13 protein-coding genes are annotated in these 15,882 nt (G+C 69.6%); 9 read left to right on the top strand and 4 right to left on the bottom strand.

Annotated features, from left to right (window positions below; genetic code table 11):
- Positions 1 to 454 precede the first annotated feature (454 nt).
- From G4D86_RS30660 to G4D86_RS30635, 6 genes are all read left to right on the top strand, one after another.
- The gene (locus G4D86_RS30660; RefSeq protein ID WP_163997626.1) at positions 455 to 1,789 is read left to right on the top strand and encodes an inositol-3-phosphate synthase; all 1,335 of its coding nucleotides are present in this window, start codon (positions 455 to 457) and stop codon (positions 1,787 to 1,789) included.
- On the top strand, positions 1,767 to 2,696 hold the full coding sequence (locus tag G4D86_RS30655) for a phosphatase PAP2 family protein (RefSeq protein ID WP_163997625.1): 930 nt from the start codon (positions 1,767 to 1,769) through the stop codon (positions 2,694 to 2,696). Before G4D86_RS30660 ends, G4D86_RS30655 begins: the two co-directional genes overlap by 23 nt.
- Positions 2,689 to 3,933: a GtrA family protein gene (locus G4D86_RS30650; protein WP_163997624.1), complete on the top strand. Its 1,245-nt coding sequence runs from the start codon at positions 2,689 to 2,691 to the stop codon at positions 3,931 to 3,933. The genes G4D86_RS30655 and G4D86_RS30650 overlap by 8 nt, the downstream gene beginning before the upstream one ends.
- Positions 3,923 to 4,915 (top strand): hypothetical protein, encoded by a 993-nt coding sequence (locus tag G4D86_RS30645; RefSeq protein ID WP_163997623.1) that lies wholly within the window; start codon positions 3,923 to 3,925, stop codon positions 4,913 to 4,915. The genes G4D86_RS30650 and G4D86_RS30645 overlap by 11 nt, the downstream gene beginning before the upstream one ends.
- Entirely contained in the window at positions 4,912 to 5,493 is a 582-nt protein-coding gene (locus G4D86_RS30640; RefSeq protein ID WP_163997622.1) for a protein-tyrosine phosphatase family protein, read from the top strand. Before G4D86_RS30645 ends, G4D86_RS30640 begins: the two co-directional genes overlap by 4 nt.
- A 96-nt stretch (positions 5,494 to 5,589) precedes the next feature.
- Positions 5,590 to 6,018 carry a hypothetical protein gene (locus G4D86_RS30635; RefSeq protein WP_163997621.1) on the top strand — a complete coding sequence of 143 codons (429 nt, stop codon included), beginning with the start codon at positions 5,590 to 5,592 and terminating at the stop codon, positions 6,016 to 6,018.
- Positions 6,019 to 6,100: 82 nt separating this feature from the next.
- Here the strand turns inward: G4D86_RS30635 and G4D86_RS30630 are convergent, their stop codons facing one another.
- Positions 6,101 to 6,991 carry an AraC family transcriptional regulator gene (locus tag G4D86_RS30630; RefSeq protein ID WP_163997620.1) on the bottom strand — a complete coding sequence of 297 codons (891 nt, stop codon included), beginning with the start codon at positions 6,989 to 6,991 and terminating at the stop codon, positions 6,101 to 6,103.
- 40 nt (positions 6,992 to 7,031) lie between these two features.
- Positions 7,032 to 7,952, bottom strand: a complete 921-nt coding sequence (locus G4D86_RS30625) for an NAD(P)/FAD-dependent oxidoreductase (RefSeq protein WP_163997619.1) — start codon at positions 7,950 to 7,952, stop codon at positions 7,032 to 7,034.
- Between the two features lie 152 nt (positions 7,953 to 8,104).
- Between G4D86_RS30625 and G4D86_RS30620 the strand changes: the two genes are divergently transcribed.
- Positions 8,105 to 8,941, top strand: a complete 837-nt coding sequence (locus tag G4D86_RS30620) for a hypothetical protein (RefSeq protein ID WP_163997618.1) — start codon at positions 8,105 to 8,107, stop codon at positions 8,939 to 8,941.
- Between the two features lie 115 nt (positions 8,942 to 9,056).
- On the top strand, positions 9,057 to 10,103 hold the full coding sequence (locus G4D86_RS30615; RefSeq protein ID WP_163997617.1) for an LLM class flavin-dependent oxidoreductase: 1,047 nt from the start codon (positions 9,057 to 9,059) through the stop codon (positions 10,101 to 10,103).
- 7 nt (positions 10,104 to 10,110) lie between these two features.
- On the opposite strand, the gene G4D86_RS30610 is transcribed toward G4D86_RS30615, so the two are convergent.
- Both G4D86_RS30610 and G4D86_RS30605 read right to left on the bottom strand, forming a co-directional pair.
- The gene (locus G4D86_RS30610) at positions 10,111 to 10,383 is read right to left on the bottom strand and encodes a hypothetical protein (RefSeq protein WP_163997616.1); all 273 of its coding nucleotides are present in this window, start codon (positions 10,381 to 10,383) and stop codon (positions 10,111 to 10,113) included.
- 92 nt (positions 10,384 to 10,475) lie between these two features.
- Positions 10,476 to 12,950 carry an efflux RND transporter permease subunit gene (locus G4D86_RS30605; RefSeq protein ID WP_163997615.1) on the bottom strand — a complete coding sequence of 825 codons (2,475 nt, stop codon included), beginning with the start codon at positions 12,948 to 12,950 and terminating at the stop codon, positions 10,476 to 10,478.
- Between the two features lie 400 nt (positions 12,951 to 13,350).
- Here G4D86_RS30605 and G4D86_RS30600 point away from each other — a divergent pair, with 400 nt between their 5' ends.
- Entirely contained in the window at positions 13,351 to 15,876 is a 2,526-nt protein-coding gene (locus tag G4D86_RS30600) for an efflux RND transporter permease subunit (RefSeq protein ID WP_163997614.1), read from the top strand.
- Positions 15,877 to 15,882 lie beyond the last annotated feature (6 nt).

Genomic DNA, 15,882 nt, shown 5'->3' with positions numbered 1-15,882 from the left:
CGCCGTCTCTTCTTCCAAGAATTCCGGTTGCGCCGGCTCCGCGCGGACGCCATGAGAGGGCCCGCCGGGCCGGCGCGTCCCACACCCCTGTAGGGCATCTTCACACCCCACCCTTCGCCTCACCTCATCCCAGGCCAGGTCAATTCGGACCCCTGACAAAATCGCCTGGGTACGGTCGGGTGGGTGTCATCCGCCGGACGTCGTGGTGTTTCTCTGACAGCCCCGTTCGCCCCGCCTTGTAGCTGGCCCCGGGCTGATCCATTCAGACCTGCGACACCGTGGTACGAGCGCCCGGCTACATCACGTTGAAGTCAACAACGCTTTAGAGTATCAACCATCCGCTTTCGAGATTTTCCGCATGCCCCATAGGTATCGTACCGAAGGCAATGCATACGGCGGACTCGAATACGTCTAGCGGGGCGCACTGGTTTCCGCCCTTCGAAGGAACTCCAAGATGGAAAACAAGAGGTCGGTCTCGAAGCCCGAGGGCAAGCTGGCGGTGTTGGTGCCGGGCCTGGGCGCGGTGTCCACGACGCTGATGGCGGGCGTGGAGCTGGCACGTCAGGGCAAGGGTCAGCCCATCGGTTCGCTGACGCAGATGGGCACGGCGCGCCTGGGCAAGCGCACCGACGGCCGCACCGTGAAGCTCGGCGAGCTGGTGCCCCTGGCCGAGCTGCAGGACGTCGTCTTCGGCGCGTGGGACATCATCAGCGAGGACGCGTACCAGGTCGCGGTGCGCTCCGGCGTGCTGAACGACAAGCACCTGGAGCAGGTGAAGCCCTTCCTGCAGAACATCAAGCCGAAGAAGGGCGTCCACGACGCCGAGTTCGTCCGCCGCATCGAGGCGAACCACACCAAGACCACCAAGACGCACCGCGAGAGCATCGAGGCGCTGCGCCAGGACATCCGCGACTTCAAGAAGGAGCTCAACGCCAAGCGCGCCGTGATGGTGGTGTGCAGCAGCGTGGAGACCTTCCGCCCGCTGCCGGAGTCCTTCAAGACGCTGGCCGCCTTCGAGAAGGCGCTCGACGAGAACAGCCCGGACATCAACCCCACCGCGCTCTACACCTACGCGGCCCTGAAGGAGGGCGTGCCCTTCGCCAACGCCACGCCCAACGCCAGCGTGGACACGCCCGCGCTGCAGGAGCTGGCGAAGCTGGAGGGCATCCCCGTCGCCGGGCGAGACCTCAAGAGCGGCCAGACGATGATGAAGACCGTCATCGCCCCCGCGCTCAAGGCGCGCATGCTGGGCCTCGAGGGTTGGTTCTCCACCAACATCCTCGGCAACCGCGACGGCGAGGTGCTCGACGACCCCGCGGCCTTCAAGGCCAAGGAAGTCACCAAGTCGAGCGTGCTGGACACCATCCTGCAGCCGGAGCTCTACCCCGAGCTGTACAAGAAGTACGCGCACAAGGTGTCCATCCACTACTACCCGCCCCGCGGCGACGCGAAGGAGGGTTGGGACAACATCGACATCGTCGGGTGGCTGGGTTACCCGATGCAGATCAAGGTCAACTTCCTCTGCCGCGACTCCATCCTCGCGGCGCCGCTCGTCCTCGACATCGCCCTGTTCCTGGACCTGGCGAAGCGGCTGGAGTGGCGCGGCATCCAGGAGTGGATGTCCTTCTACTTCAAGAGCCCCATGGCCATGCCGGGCCTTCCGGTGGAGCACGACCTGTTCATCCAGCTGACCAAGCTGAAGAACACGCTGCGCGTCGTCGCTGGCGAAGAGCCCATCACCCACCTCGGACTCGACTACTACGGGGATGACCTCCCGCTCTCCAAGTAGAGCCACGCCGTTCACGTGGCTCGTCACCTTCCTGGCGACGGGCCACGTGGCGCTGGTGGCGGCCACCGGTCGGCTCCGGTGGGACCACGTCGCCGCGGACGTGCTGCTGATGGGGGTGGCCTGGGCGGGCCCCCGGACGCGGCGCTTCCTGGCAGGCGGGCTCCCGCTATGGCTGACCGGTATGCTGCTGGACAGCCAGGGACTCTGGCTGTTCCTGCGGGGCACCATCCACACGGGTGACCTGTGGGAGCTGGAGCGCCAGCTGTTCCCCGCCCCCGGCGGCCTCAACTGGCCCGAGTGGTGGGCCACCCGCTTCAATCCGGTGTTGGACCTTCTCTGCGGCTTCTCGTACGCGGCCTACCTGTACGAGGTCTTCGCCGTGGCCATCTTCTTCTTCGTGAAGAAGGACACGCGCTTCGAAAAGGTGTGCTGGGCCTTCCTGCTGGTGAACGCCATTGGCGTGGTCATCTACCTCGTCTATCCGGCGGCGCCCCCCTGGTACGTCCTGAAGTACGGCCCCGGCCCCGCGGACCTCGCGGCGCTGCCCAGTCCGGCGGGCACGGCGCGCTTCGACGCGCTGCTGGGCATCCACTACTTCGCCAGCTTCTACGCGCGGAACACCAACGTCTTCGGGGCGATGCCGTCACTGCACGCGTCCTACCCGTTCATGATGGTGTTCTTCCTGTGGCACAAGGGCTGGGCCTGGCGCGTGCCCGCGGCGCTGTTCTCGGCGCTCGTGTCGTTTTCCGCCGTGTACCTGACGCACCACTACATCCTGGACGTGCTCGCGGGGTTGACCGCGGCCCTCGCCGCCTTCCTGGTGGTGGAGGCGGTGTTCGCGCGCCGCACGGCGCAGGCGCCCATCGCAGTGCCCCTGACGACCTCTAGAGGAGACACCCGTGCTTGAGAACCTGATGGCCTGGCTGAGCGGAAACCTGTCTCCGTCGGCCCGCATCTGGACGGCGCTGGCCCCCGCGATTCTGGCCTGTGCCTACTTCCTCGGGGGGCTCTTGCTCTTCTGCATCCGGTGCGCCTTCAAGGGCATCCCCCGCGACGAGGAGACGCTCAAGCGCGGCAGCACGGTGCTGGTGGGCTTCTTCCTCCGGCACTACTTCTTCTGGGTCATCCAGCCCTTGTGGACGGTGATTCTGCGCTCGGGCCTGCCGGCCAACGCGCTGTCCATGCTGTCGGGCCTGCTGGGCATCTCCGCCGGTGTGGCGCTGGCGGCGGGCCGCTTCGCGCTGGGCGGCTGGCTGTTCCTGGCCGCGGGCATCCTCGACGTCATGGACGGCCGCATCGCCCGCACGCGCAAGGAGGCCAACCCGGCCGGCGCGGCGCTGGACTCGGTGCTCGACAGGTACGTGGACTCGGCGATGCTGATGGGCCTGGCCTGGTACTACCGGGACACGTGGGTGCTCTTGCCCGCGCTGATGGCGCTGCTCGGCTCGTCGCTGGTGCCGTACGTGCGCGCCAAGGGCGAGGGCCTGGGCGTGAGCGTGCGGGACGGCGCCATGCAGCGGCTGGAGCGCGTGCTCTTCCTGGGCGTGGGCACGGCGCTGTCGCCCATCCTCGAGGCCATCTTCTGGCCCGAGGAGAAGCACCCGATGCACTGGCTGGCGGTGGTGGGCCTGGTGTTCGTGTCCATCATGAGCAACTACACGGCCATCACCCGCTTCCGGAACCTGGTGAAGGCGCTGGCGCCGAAGCGGCAGGAGGCGCGCTCCGAGAAGGCCATCTACGGCCTCAACGCGGTGGCGGGCGCGGTGGCCACGGCGGCGGACTTCGCGCTGGTGCTGGTCCTGGTGGAGTGGCTGAGCGTGCTGCCCGCCTGGGCCACGGTGGTGGGCTCCGTGCTGGGCGCGGTGGTGAACTACTCCATCAACCGCGTGCTCACCTTCAAGAGCACCGCGGCGGTGTCGCGGCAGCTGGCGCGCTACGCGGTGGTGAGCGGGACGAGCGCGCTGCTCAACGCGGGTGGCGTGGCGCTGTTCACGTTGCATCCGCAACTGCCCTACGCGCTGGGTTGGTGGCTGGTGCGCGGCGTCGTGTACTTCGCGTGGAACCTGCCCCTGCAGCGCGATTATGTCTTCAACGACAACGCCTCGCCGGATGCGCTCCTGGAGCAGCGCCCACATGCTGCGTAAAGCCCTCTTTCAGGTCCTGATGGTGGTGGTGCTCCTCACCACGCTCGCGCTGCCCGGACGGGCGGCGGGCGCGGGGCTGGAGCCGACGCCCTCCCCGCTCGACAACTACGGGGAGAGCTTCACCTTCATCGGGGACCTGGAGGATGGCACCTTCGTCCTGGTGCAGCTGTCGCTGACGAACCTGGGTCCCGGCTCGCGACATGGCATCTGCCGCGCGTCGGTGCTCAAGCCCGGGCAGCGCGCGTGGACGCCGCAGAAGAAGGTGGGCGAGAAGGAGTGGAGCTACGACGTGACCAGCGGCACGCTCCAGGTGGGCGCGTGCACGGCGCGGTCGGCGGGTGGCTTCACGCGGGTGGAGGCGCCGCTGGACGGTGGGCGGGTGGCGCTGGAGTACGCCGCGCCGGTGCAGCCTCGCTCCCCCGAAGGCTCCGACGTGGAGGTGGGCAGCGCGCGCTACCGCCACGAGGTGACGCTGGCGTTCAGCCCGCTGCGGGTGACGCTGCAGCTTCCCAAGGCCGCAGAGGAGACGCGCGTGGGTGGCGGGTACGCGGACCACACGCGCTCGACGATTGCTCCGGCGAAGCTGGCCAAGCGCTGGGTGCGCTTCCGCGCGCTGCGCGGCGGTGAGCGGCTGGTGCTGCTGGCGCGCGAGGGCCAGGACGGTGAATTCGGCCCCGTGTACGAGTGGGAGGAGGGCGGGTCGCCGCGTCTGCTGGAGCACTTCACGCTGAGCCGCGAGGGCGCGAAGGAGCGCAGCGTGTGGAAGGTGGAAGTGTTTGGGGACGGCGGGGCGGCGCTGGTGCTGCGCTCCACGCAGCTGTTGAAGCGTGATGCGCCGGTGGAGGATTTGGGCGTGCTGGCCGGGCTGGTGAAGCCGGTGGTGGGCTCGCCGGTGACGTACCTGCACCGCGCGGTGCTGGAGCGCGCGGGGAAGCCGCCGCTGGCGGGGCTGATGGAAGTGACGCTCGAGGGCGACCAGTGAGCGTGTCGCTGCTCCGCGACGTGCACCATGTGCCGGGAGTGAGAGGCTGGGTGCGCAAGCAGGTGCTGCGTTCGGTGGCGCGGTGCGTGGAGTGGACCACGAAGCTGCCCGGACAGGGCCTCAACGTGTCGCGCGTGAATGACTGGCTCCACGTGGGCGGCGGCGTGCCGCGCTCTCGGTACGCGGAGCTGAAGGCGCGTGGCATTACCGCGGTGATTGATTTGCGCGCGGAGCGCTGTGACGACGCGAAGGCGCTGGCGGCGCTGGGAATCGAATTCTTCCACCTGCCGGTGACGGACCGCTACCCACCGTCGGTGGAGCAGTTGATGCGCGGCGTGGAGTGGGCACTGCCCCGGGTGGAGAAGGGCGGGCACCTCTTCACGCACTGCGAGCACGGCGTAGGGCGGGGCCCGCTGATGGGCTTGGCCGTCATGGTGGCGCGCGGCTGGGAAGCGCCTGACGCGTACCGTGAGCTGCGCAAGGCGCGGTGGCAGTCCACGCTGAATGACCGGCAGCTCGGCGGTCTCGCGGACTTCGTCGAGGCGTGGAAGTCCCGGACGGGCGAGCGCGCGGCGTAGCTTCAGGCCTGACAGCGCGCCGTATGGGTGCAAGCTGTCTGCTCGCGCGGGCCCTCGGAAGCCCCTGCTCCTCACAATCCCCCGAGGATGCTTCTCATGAAGTTCGCCCCCGCCCTCACCATCCTCTGCCTCTCTCTCCTGATGAATGGCTGCTCACTCCTTGGCTACCACAAGGTCAAGAGAGCCGAGCGCGCGCCTCCAGAGGAAGCGGCCAGGATCTCCTTCCCGGATTCCATGGAGCAGGGCATTCACCTGGACGGCCCCACCGCAGCGGCACTCGAAGTCGCGATGAACGAGTTTCTTCCGCCTGACGCCAAGGCCGAGGCTCGAAATGAGCAACTGGCGAAGTGCCTCTCCCGAAGGGACACGTATGACATCACCGTGCTGAAGGCGAACGACGACCTCTACTTCGCCCGCATCCTCCCCAGATTCTCCAGATGCGGCATCGAACTCGAAACGCCCATCATGGATGTCGGAGCCACCTACGCAATCGACAGGAACAGCCGAATCCTTGGCGAGTTGTAGGGCGTGAGCCTGCCCATGCGACTTCTCGCCCGTTGCGCAGGAGCGGCACGGACGGGCCCATGAGCGTGTCAGCCCAGATGATTCACTCTCGAGTCTCAGAAACCGTCACCCTGCGCCGCCACGCTGCCGGAGTGACACCGTGCACACGGCGGAACAAACGGATGAAGTGCGTCACGTCCGCATAGCCCACGCGCTCGGCGATGATGTCCACGCGCTCGTCCGTGCCTCTCAGCCGGCGGCGAGCCTCGGCCATGCGGCACTCCAGAATCCACTCGCCCACGGTGCGGCCCGTCTCCTGACGGACCACGCCCGCCACGTGCGCGGACGAGCGGCCCACCGCCCTGGCCACCTTCGCGAGCGACAGCGGCTCGAGGCAGTGGGTCTCGATGTACGTGAGCGCCTTGCGGCTCAGTCCCACCGACGGCGACTCCTGCGCGACGGCGGGCGACGACATGCGCTCCAGCTCGATGAGCACCAGTCGCAGCAGCGCGAGCGCGGCCTCATCACCGCCCCGCTCCGCGTGCGCCAGCTCCTCTCCCAGCAGCCGCATCCACCGCAGCAGCCGGCGGCGCTGCACCGCCGTGGGCCGCAGCACGGGGTGACAGCCCTGGCGCACCCGCATCAACGGCCCGAGCCGCGACGCCCCCTCCCCCATGCCGTCCGCACCGCCGAGCACCTCCGGATGGAAGGCGAGCCCCCAGCCCTCCGCGTCCGACACGCCCACGCGATGCGGATCCCCGGGCGGAATGAGGTGCACGTCCCCGGCGCGCACCGCGAACTCGCCCGCGTGCCGCACCCGGGACTGGCCTCGCGTCACCAGCATCACCACCGCGTAGGTGTGGACGGCGGCGGGGCCTCGCATCCCCGAGTCCCGCACCTGCAGTCGCTCCACCATGATGGGCAGCCGCCCCTGCTCGAAGTCCCTCCGCGTCTGTGAAACGAAGTGCTTCGGGGTGCACGACTCGGAGGGCATGTGGCCTTCGTAGCGAGCCCGTGCGCGGAGCTCAACCACGTCACCCATGACTGACGCCCGCGGACTCCATGTTCAGGGTGTGGTTCATCTTGTATCCCACCATCGCCCCCTGCGACGCCGCGATGAGCGCTCCCTGCAGCATCGTCGTGAGGTCCCCTGCCGCGAAGATGCCGGGGATGGACGTCTCCTGGAACTCGTTCACCTTGACGAAGCCCTGCTCGTCCAGCGCGAGCCCCAGCCGCTGCACCAGCTCCACCTGACGCTGCGGCGGACGGGCGAAGATGAACTCCCGCTCCACCCGCGTCCCATCCTCCAGCTCCACCGACGCCAGCGCGTCTCCCTCCGCCGTGGGCACGAGCCGGCGGATGCGCCGCTCCTCCAGGCGAACGCCCGCCCGCTCCAGCTGCGCCCGCTTGTCCGCGGACACCACGAGCGCCCCCTCGGTGAAGACCACCACGTCGCGCGTCCAGCCCGTCACGAACATGCTGAAGTCGAGCATCAGCTCCGACGACGCGAGCACGCCCCACTGCCGGTCCTGAATCTCCCAGCCGTGGCAGTAGGGACACTGGAAGATGGCCTTGCCCCACAGCTCCTTGTAGCCGGGCAGGTCCGGCAGCACGTCCACCATGCCCGTGACGAGCACCACGCGCCGCGTGTCCACCGTGCCGCCGCCCTCCAGCAGCACACGGAAGCGCGGGCCGATGCGCTCGATGCCCTCCACCCGCACGTTGCGGACCTCGACGTCGTAGGGCCGGAGCTGCTCGCGGCCGATGCGGCGGAACTCCTTCGGCGGCGTGCCGTCCCGGGTGACGAAGCCCTGGATGTGCTCGGCCGCCTCGTTCCGGGGCGTGCCCGAGTCGCAGAGGAGCACCTTCTTGCGCGCACGGCCCAGCACCAGCGCCGCGCTCAAGCCCCCAGGACCGCCACCCACAATCACCACGTCCGTCGTCTGAGTCGTCATACCCAATGGCTATTCGCCTGCCCGCCGGCGCGGGAGGGCGTGGCTTCGCTCGGAATCGGCGGATCCTCGGGTGTGCGGCCCTCCGGCCACGGTGGCGTCCTCCTCCGCGTGGGAACACCCCTTGCAACCTGTGCCGGCTTCCGGAGGACGTCATGCGCAACGCCCTGATGCTCGGACTCACGCTCACCTCGCTCGCTGCCTCCGCTGCCGAGCGGTGGACCGCGCCCTATTCCCTGGAGGACCAGCACGGCCGAACGTTCCGCGTCGTCCTCGGTGAAGCAGCGCCGGAAGGCGTGGCGTCCCGGCTCGAGGTCATGACGCTCCTCGGGAAGAAGGGCCTGGCTCCAGCCCGCTTCCAGCGCGTCGAAGCCGTCTGCGCCGACCTGTGCGACTCCGGGCGGCCCACGTGCCACACCGTGGGCGTCTACACACAGGAGCCCGGCACGGCCGACGTCGGAGAAGGGCTCGCCGCCCTGGCGGGGCGAGTCGAGGGGACGCTGAGCACCCCGCCCCCCGGCAAGCCCGAGAAGGCCCCCACCGCGAAGCAGTGGGCCGCGAAGGAGTTCCAGGTGCCCGTGGACGAGAGCACTCCCGCCACGTCCCTCCCCGAGGGTCTGCTCCCCCTGGCCTACCGCTGGGTGTCTCACGGCGACGCCAGCGCGGTGCTCGAGGAGCGGCAGGGCGGCGTGGGCTTCTTCGCCCCGCCCTTCCAGCTCACGGACTGCCGCCAGGAGCAGCAGCCTCCCTTCACCCGTCTCACCTGCCCGGGCGCCTCGCTCCTGTACGCGAAGCAGCAGCTCCTCTTCGCCAGCTTTGCCGAGTACGCAGAGCCCACCACCGCGTGGGTCGCCACGCTCCGCTCCGGCGTCCAGGAGGTGCACCTGGTGCGCGTGGGCCTGAAGGCGCAGGCCGTGCCCGGGCTCCTGTTCCGCGACGGGGGCCGGTGGCGGCTGCTCATCCGCCCGGCGGACTACCCGCTCCTCTGCTGAGCGATGGCTACCTTGGAGTGAACCGTTCCTCGAAACCGAAGGGAGCCGCCGAACAACGGCCTGCGCTCGCTCCTCCCCGGTGTTAGAGAGCGGCTCCAGCCAAAAGGTAACGGCCATGATTCCCTTTTCCGTCCTCGACCTCTCCCCCATCCCCCAGGGCAGTGACGCCGGTCAGGCCCTCCGCAACACGCTGGACCTGGCCCAGCACGCGGAGCGGTGGGGCTTCAAGCGCTTCTGGCTGGCCGAGCACCACAACATGACGGGCATCGCCAGCGCGGCGACCTCGGTGGTCATCTGCCACGTGGCCAGCGGCACCTCCACCCTTCGCATCGGCGCGGGCGGCGTCATGCTCCCCAACCACGCGCCGCTCATCATCGCCGAGCAGTTCGGCACGCTGGAGGCCCTCTTCCCCGGCCGCATCGACCTGGGCCTGGGGCGCGCGCCGGGCACCGACCAGCGCACCGCCCGCGCCCTGCGCCGCGACTTGATGAGCAGCGCGGAGAGCTTCCCGCAGGACGTCATGGAGCTGCAGGCCTGGTTCGAGCCCGCCACGCCGCAGCAGGCCGTGCGCGCGGTACCGGGCGCGGGGCTGCGGGTGCCCCTGTGGCTCCTCGGCTCCAGCACCTTCAGCGCGCAGCTCGCGGCGGCGCTCGGCCTGCCCTTCGCCTTCGCTTCGCACTTCGCGCCCGACCAGATGATGCAGGCGCTGCACCTCTACCGGGCGAACTTCAAGCCGTCCGCGTCGCTCCAGAAGCCGTACGCCATGCTCGGCCTCAACGTCTTCGCGGCGGACACGGACGCGGAGGCACAGCGGCTGGCCACCTCGCTCCAGCAGGCCTTCATCAACCTGCACCGTGGCACCCCGGGCCCGCTCCAGCCGCCCGTGGACAGCATGGAGGGACGCTGGACGGAAGCCGAGCGCACGTTCCTGGAGCACATGTTCTCGTGCACCGTCATCGGCTCGCCGTCCACGGTGCGCCGCGGACTGGAGGCCTTCATCGAGCGGACCGGCGCGGACGAGCTGATGGTGACGGGCCAGATTTTCGACCACGCCGCGCGACTGCACTCGTTCGAAATCGCCGCCCGGGTCCATGACGCCATGGCCATGGACGGCGCCTTCCAGCGGCCCGGCACCACCGAGTCGGCGGCCGAGGCCCGCTAGCCCGCGACTACCGCCCGAACTGGGTCGGCTGCATCGCCTCGGGCCGCCGGTTGTCCGTGGGCGTGAGCGCGTCGGCCGGGGAGCACCGGCACACCTCGCAGCCGCGGTCGCGGTCCAGGGTGCAGCTCTCACCGGTGACGCACGTGAGGTCTCGCGACTCCGCACAGCGCACGTCGCCCTGCTTGTCCTTCTTGCTCCCGTGGCTGCAGCCCGCGGCGGCCAGCAGCACCGCCGCCACCAGCCACCGACGACCCGCGCTCCGCATCATTCCCTGCGTCATGGCTCTTCCTTCCGTCTCGCTCGGGGCCGCCGCATCAGGCGCGGCGGCCTCATGGCGCTTCATAGCCAGGACACCGGGAGTCAGCCAACGGCTCACGCCTCGGGCGCGGGCTCCTCGGGCGTCTCCGGCGTGGTGCCGTGCCGGCGCCGCCAGCGCTCCACCAGCAGCAGCAGCGACGGGAAGCCGAGCAGCACGATGACCAGGTTGATGCCAAAGCCCAGGTTGGCCAGGTCTCCAATCGAGTTGAGGCCCGGGTGCTTCGCGAGAATCAGCGCCACGAAGCCGATGGCGCTCGTCAGCAGGCCGCCTGTAATTGCCCGGCCCGTCTCGCCATACACGGAGATGAAGTCCGCGCCCGGCTCGCCCAGCCGCTGCACCAGGTGCACGCCCGCGTCCACCGTGGTGCCAATCAGCACCGGCAGCACCATGATGTTCAGGTAGTTGAACTGCAGGCCCAGCACCGACATCAGGCCCACCAGCCCGATGACGGACAGCAGAGTGGGCAACATGCAGATGAGCGCCGTGCGCAGCTTGCCCAGCGTCAGCCACATCGCCGCGAGCACGCTCAGCACCGCCGCCACCAGGATGCGCGGTCCCTCGCGCGACACCATGTCCAGGATGTCCGCCAGGATGAGCGCCTCGCCCGCCGCGGACACCTGACTGCCGTCCGGCATCTGCAGGCCGCGCACCTCCTTCGCGAAGCGCCGCGTGCCCTCACCGTCCGACAGACTCACTCCGCCCGCGTACACCAGCACCACGCCGCCCGTGCTCCCATCCAGGCTCTCGAACTGGTGGCGCACGCTCGTCGGCAGCTGCTCCTGCGTGAAGGGCTTCGCCGCCGCCATGTGCAGCGCGCGCGTCAGCGTGGCGCGCGTGTCCGCCGGCAGCCGCTCCGGGTCCAGCTTGCCCAGCTTGGACGCAATCGCCTGGAGCACCTGCTGCTTCTCCGCCTGCTGCCGCGGCACCAGGTCCTCCAGCGCGCCCACGAAGTCGATGGTGGAGTCCTTGCCCCGCGCCGCCTTGCGCGCCTCCAGCTGGCGCACCACCTCGCGCTCCATGTCCAGCGAGTCCGTCAACACCACCACCGGCGTCTGCGAGTAGCCGAGGATGTTGTTCACCTTCTGGTCCAGCACCGCCGACGCCTGCTTGTAGTCCTCCAGCGAGCGCGAGTCGTAGTTGAAGGACACGCGGTACGCCTGCGACACGAGCACCAGCACGCCCGCGCCCACCACCAGCCCCACGCCCCGGTACGAGCGCGGCAGCCACCGCGCCAGCAGGCCCAGCGGCCCCGCCGAGCTCTCGTGCACCCGCGGCGTCCACCCGAAGCGCGACGCCAGCCCCAGCAGCGCCGGCAGGATGAGCACGTACGAGAACACACTCACCAACATGCCCACCGCGGCGATGACGCCGAACTCACGGAACGCTCGGAACTCCGACATGGCCAGCGAGAGGAACGTCAGCGCCGCCACCAGCGCGGAGATGAGCGCGGAGAAGCCGGTGTGCCGGAAGGACTCCGCCACCGCCGCCTCGGACGTCATCCCCTCCGAGCGCAGCGTGCCGTAGCGCCCCAACAGGTGGATGCCGTGCTCCACGCCCAGGCCGCCCAGCACCGCCGCGAGGAAGCCGGTGAGCAGATTCACCTGCCCGTACGCCAGCCCCACGTAGCCGTACGTCCACGCCAGGCCCGCCAGCACCGGCAGCATGGTGAGGCCCACCGCCAGTGCGCTGCGGAAGTGGAAGGCCAGGTACGCCAGCAGCAGCACCATGGCCAGCGTGGACGCGCTCGCCAAATCGCTGACGATGACGCGCTGCTGGTCGATCTTCTTCTTGAAGGTGCCCGTCACCGCCGTCTTGAAGCCCGGCCCGTACTTCGACAGGTCCTGCGTGGCCAGGAAGTCCTCCACCTGGCCCACCACCTTCTTCGAGTAGTTCAGGTCCGCGGCGCTGCCCCGGGGCTTCGCCATCAGCACCACCATGCGCTCCGTCGTGTCCAGGTAGTAGAGGTCTCCCTGGCCGGAGAGGCGCTGGTTGGCGCGGCCGGTGTACTTCTGCTCGATGTCGGAGAAGTCCACGGACGGCGGAGGCGCGTCATCCAGCCGCACGAAGAGCGGGTTGGCCTGCTCCTTCTCCCACGTCATCCGCGCGTCGATGCGCTCCTGGATGGTCTTCAGGTCCGGGAGGTCGACGTAGTACAGCGCGTGCTCGTCGAAGAAGGCGCTCGGCCGCTGGTGCGACACGTAGCGGAGCTCCGGCAGCGCCGCCAGCTTGGGCGCCAGGTCATCCGCGAAGCGCTTGAGGGCCTCGGGCTCCGCGCCCATGCCCACCACCACCACGTTGCCCTGGCCACCGAAGCGCTTGCGCAGCTTGTCGATGTCCTGCACGGACGGGAAGTTCTTGGGCAGCAGGCCCACGAAGTCCGCGTTCAGCGACAGCGTCCGAGCGAAGAAGAGCCCCGCCACCGTCAGCACCAGCGTCAACAGCAGGGCCTGAAGGGGCCGCCGGTGGTTCCGTGCGGCCAGGCGTCCCATCGCCCCCTCGAAACGCTCCGACCAACGCTTCTCATCCATGTTGCGACACCCGCTGTGTTGACTGGGGCAAACGCCGCCCACCTTGGGCACGCGCAAACCGTCGAGTCAACGCGTTTATGCCGGAAGGCGGAAAGTAAGGTAACGAATTACCTGCCCTGTGTAACAAGGGTTTCGCGGGGACGCCCGCCCGTCTGTCCTGCTTTTTCGGGGCTGGCAAAACCACCTGTGAGTCGCGTGAATCCCGTCCATGAGCGGGGCCCGCGCCGCCTCCCCGGAGAGCGGACAGGCAGGCGGCGTGGGACTGCATGGCCCCTCGGGAGTGGGCACGTTGCCCCGCGACATGGGGTCCGCGCCAGCGGGCACCCGGGGGAGGGGAAGCCGCTCCGTCCTCCGTACCACCGGGTGGGCCGGTGGGCCGGACGGCGGGACCTGGCGAGCGATGGAACCGGACTCGACTTCGCAGGGCGAGCGCAGGTGGATGGTGCGTGTAGAGCGCACCGTCGGTGCCGTGGCCGCCTACAACCACCGGCGTCCCGCGCTGGCCCTGCTGCTGGCGGTGGTGCTGGCCGCGGCGGGGGGCTTCTTCGCCCGGAACCTGCGCCTCAACGCCAACCTGGTGGACCTGCTGCCGAACTCGTTCGAGAGCGTGCAGGACCTGCACGCGCTGGAGCAGCGCTTCGGCGCGCTCGGCTGGGTGGCGGTGGTGGGCGAAGGTGGCAACGCCGAGTCCCTCGAGCGCTTCGCGAACGACCTGTCGCCGAAGCTGGAGGCGCTGCCCGGCATCCGCTTCGTGGAGGCAAAGCGGCCCAGCGCCTTCTTCCGCGACAGGGCGCTCTACTTCCTGTCCGAGGACGACTTGAAGGAGGTCTCCCGCCGGCTGGAGGCGCGCATCCAGTGGGAGAAGCAGCGCGCCAACCCCCTCTACGTGGACCTGCTGGACGAGGGGCCGCCGTCGCTGGACTTCTCCGACCTGGAGAAGAAGTACGGCGGCAGCGCGGGGCAGCGGCTGTCCAACAACGAGGGCGACTACTACCTGGACCCGGACGCGCGCCGCGTGGTGCTGCTGGCCAAGCCGGACACCACCTCCGCGGACCTGGGGTACTCGCGCCGCATCATCGGCGAGGTGCGCGGGCTGCTCGACGCGCAGGACCTGTCGAAGTACGGCCCCGACTTCCGCGTCAACCTCACCGGCACCTTCCAGAAGAAGCTGGACCAGCAGGCGCAGATTTCGCGCGACATCGCGGTGTCATCGGCGGTGGCGCTGGCGCTGATGCTCCTCTACCTCCTCTTCCACTTCCGCAGCGCGCTCGCGGTGGGGCTGGTGCTGACGCCTGTGGGCGCGGGCCTGGCGTGGACGTACGGGCTGGTGGGGGCGGTGTACGGGCAGGTGAATCTGCTCACGGGCTTCCTCGGCGCGATTCTGGGCGGCCTGGGCATCGAGCACGGCATCCACCTGCTGGGGCGCTACCTGCACCTGCGCGGCGACGGCGAGTCCTCCGAGCAGGCCACGCGCGAGTCCTTCACCCACACGGGCGGCGCGGCGCTGGTGTCCGCGCTGGTGGCGGCGCTCACCTTCTTCGTGCTGGGCACCTCGCGCTTCCGCGCGTTCCGTGAGTTCGGCGTCATTGCCGGCGTGGGCATGCTGGTGCTCGTCGCCGCGTACGTGCTGGTGCTGCCCGCGCTGCTGGGACTGACCGCACGCTGGAGGTGGCGACCCCGGCTCGCGGCGGCCTCGCCCCGCCACTCGCCCATGGGCCGCGTGCTGGTGCGGCACCGCATGCTCATCACCGCCGTGTCGGCCGTGCTGCTCGCGGGGCTGCTGACGCAGGTGCCCAGGGTGCGCTTCGACTACGACTTCCGCTCGCTGGAGGACCAGGGCCTGCCGTCCTTCGTCCTGGACCGCGAGGTCAACCGCATCATCGGCTACTCGCAGACGCCGGTGGTGGTGCTCACCGACACGCCGGAGCAGGAGCAGGCCATGGTGCACGCGCTCCAGGAGACGCAGCGCGCGCACGGCAAGGACTCCACCATCGACTTCGTGGCCTCGCTGTCGTCGCTCGTCCCCGCGGACCAGCAGGCGAAGCAGGCCGTGCTCCAGCGCCTGTCGAAGCAGCTGGAGGACGTCCCGGAGGAGCGCCTGTCGCCGCAGCAGCGCGAGCAACTGGCGTCGCTGCGCCGCGAGGCCAGGGCACAGCCCTTCACGCGGAACGACTTGCCGGCCAGCGTGCGCCAGCAGTTCCAGAGCCGGCAGGGCGGCACGGGCGGCTTCGTCATGGTGTACCCGTCGGTGAGCCTGTCGGACGGGAAGGCCGTCCGCGCGATGGCGCGCGAGGTGCGCGGCGTGGACCCCGAGGGCGTCCAGCGCAGCCCCATCGCGGGTGAAGCGATGGTAATGGCGGACATCCTGGACATGGTGACGCACGAGGGGCCGCTCATCCTCGGCGGCGCGACGCTGGCGGTGCTGCTGGCCATGTGGGCCACGCTGGGCGGGCTGCGCATGGCGCTGTTGTGCCTGGCGCCCACGGTGGTGTCGCTGCTGGCGCTGGTGGGGCTGATGCCGCTGATGGGCGCGAAGTTCAACTACCTCAACATTCTCATCGTGCCGGTGCTCATCGGCACCACGGTGGACGCGGGCGTGCACCTGCTCACGCGCCTGTCGTCGCCAGGCAGCGACTTCGTGGCTGTCTACTCGGAGACGGGACGGGCCATCTGCGGGGGCCTGCTGACGAGCGCCATGGGCTTCGGCGCGCTCTTCCTCGCGGACCACCCAGGCCTCAACTCCATTGGCGCGGTGGCCAACCTGGGCTTCGCCAGCAACCTGCTCATCATGCTGGTGGCCTTCCCGGCCCTGCTGCTCGTGCTCTCCGAGCGCCGACAGCGGCGCCGCCGGGCGTGCCGGGTGAACGAGAACGAGACGACGGTGGCGGGGACTCCGGGCTCGAAGCCCGCCACGCACACGAGCTGAAACGCT

This window comes from Pyxidicoccus caerfyrddinensis, from assembly GCF_010894405.1.
Classification (GTDB): domain Bacteria; phylum Myxococcota; class Myxococcia; order Myxococcales; family Myxococcaceae; genus Myxococcus; species Myxococcus caerfyrddinensis.
Note: the sequence above shows the minus strand (reverse complement) of the source record. Positions and strands in the feature narration are given on the sequence as shown.

Excerpts from the sequence above, each read along its gene's own strand:
- G4D86_RS30660 (WP_163997626.1), top strand. The coding sequence starts at position 455 with ATGGAAAACAAGAGGTCGGTCTCGAAGCCCGAGGGCAAGCTGGCGGTG.
- G4D86_RS30615 (WP_163997617.1), top strand. The coding sequence starts at position 9,057 with ATGATTCCCTTTTCCGTCCTCGACCTCTCCCCCATCCCCCAGGGCAGT.
- G4D86_RS30645 (WP_163997623.1), top strand. The coding sequence starts at position 3,923 with ATGCTGCGTAAAGCCCTCTTTCAGGTCCTGATGGTGGTGGTGCTCCTC.
- G4D86_RS30620 (WP_163997618.1), top strand. The coding sequence starts at position 8,105 with ATGCGCAACGCCCTGATGCTCGGACTCACGCTCACCTCGCTCGCTGCC.
- G4D86_RS30635 (WP_163997621.1), top strand. The coding sequence starts at position 5,590 with ATGAAGTTCGCCCCCGCCCTCACCATCCTCTGCCTCTCTCTCCTGATG.
- G4D86_RS30605 (WP_163997615.1), bottom strand. The coding sequence starts at position 12,950 with ATGGATGAGAAGCGTTGGTCGGAGCGTTTCGAGGGGGCGATGGGACGC.
- G4D86_RS30655 (WP_163997625.1), top strand. The coding sequence starts at position 1,767 with ATGACCTCCCGCTCTCCAAGTAGAGCCACGCCGTTCACGTGGCTCGTC.
- G4D86_RS30625 (WP_163997619.1), bottom strand. The coding sequence starts at position 7,952 with ATGACGACTCAGACGACGGACGTGGTGATTGTGGGTGGCGGTCCTGGG.
- G4D86_RS30600 (WP_163997614.1), top strand. The coding sequence starts at position 13,351 with ATGGAACCGGACTCGACTTCGCAGGGCGAGCGCAGGTGGATGGTGCGT.
- G4D86_RS30630 (WP_163997620.1), bottom strand. The coding sequence starts at position 6,991 with ATGCCCTCCGAGTCGTGCACCCCGAAGCACTTCGTTTCACAGACGCGG.
- G4D86_RS30610 (WP_163997616.1), bottom strand. The coding sequence starts at position 10,383 with ATGACGCAGGGAATGATGCGGAGCGCGGGTCGTCGGTGGCTGGTGGCG.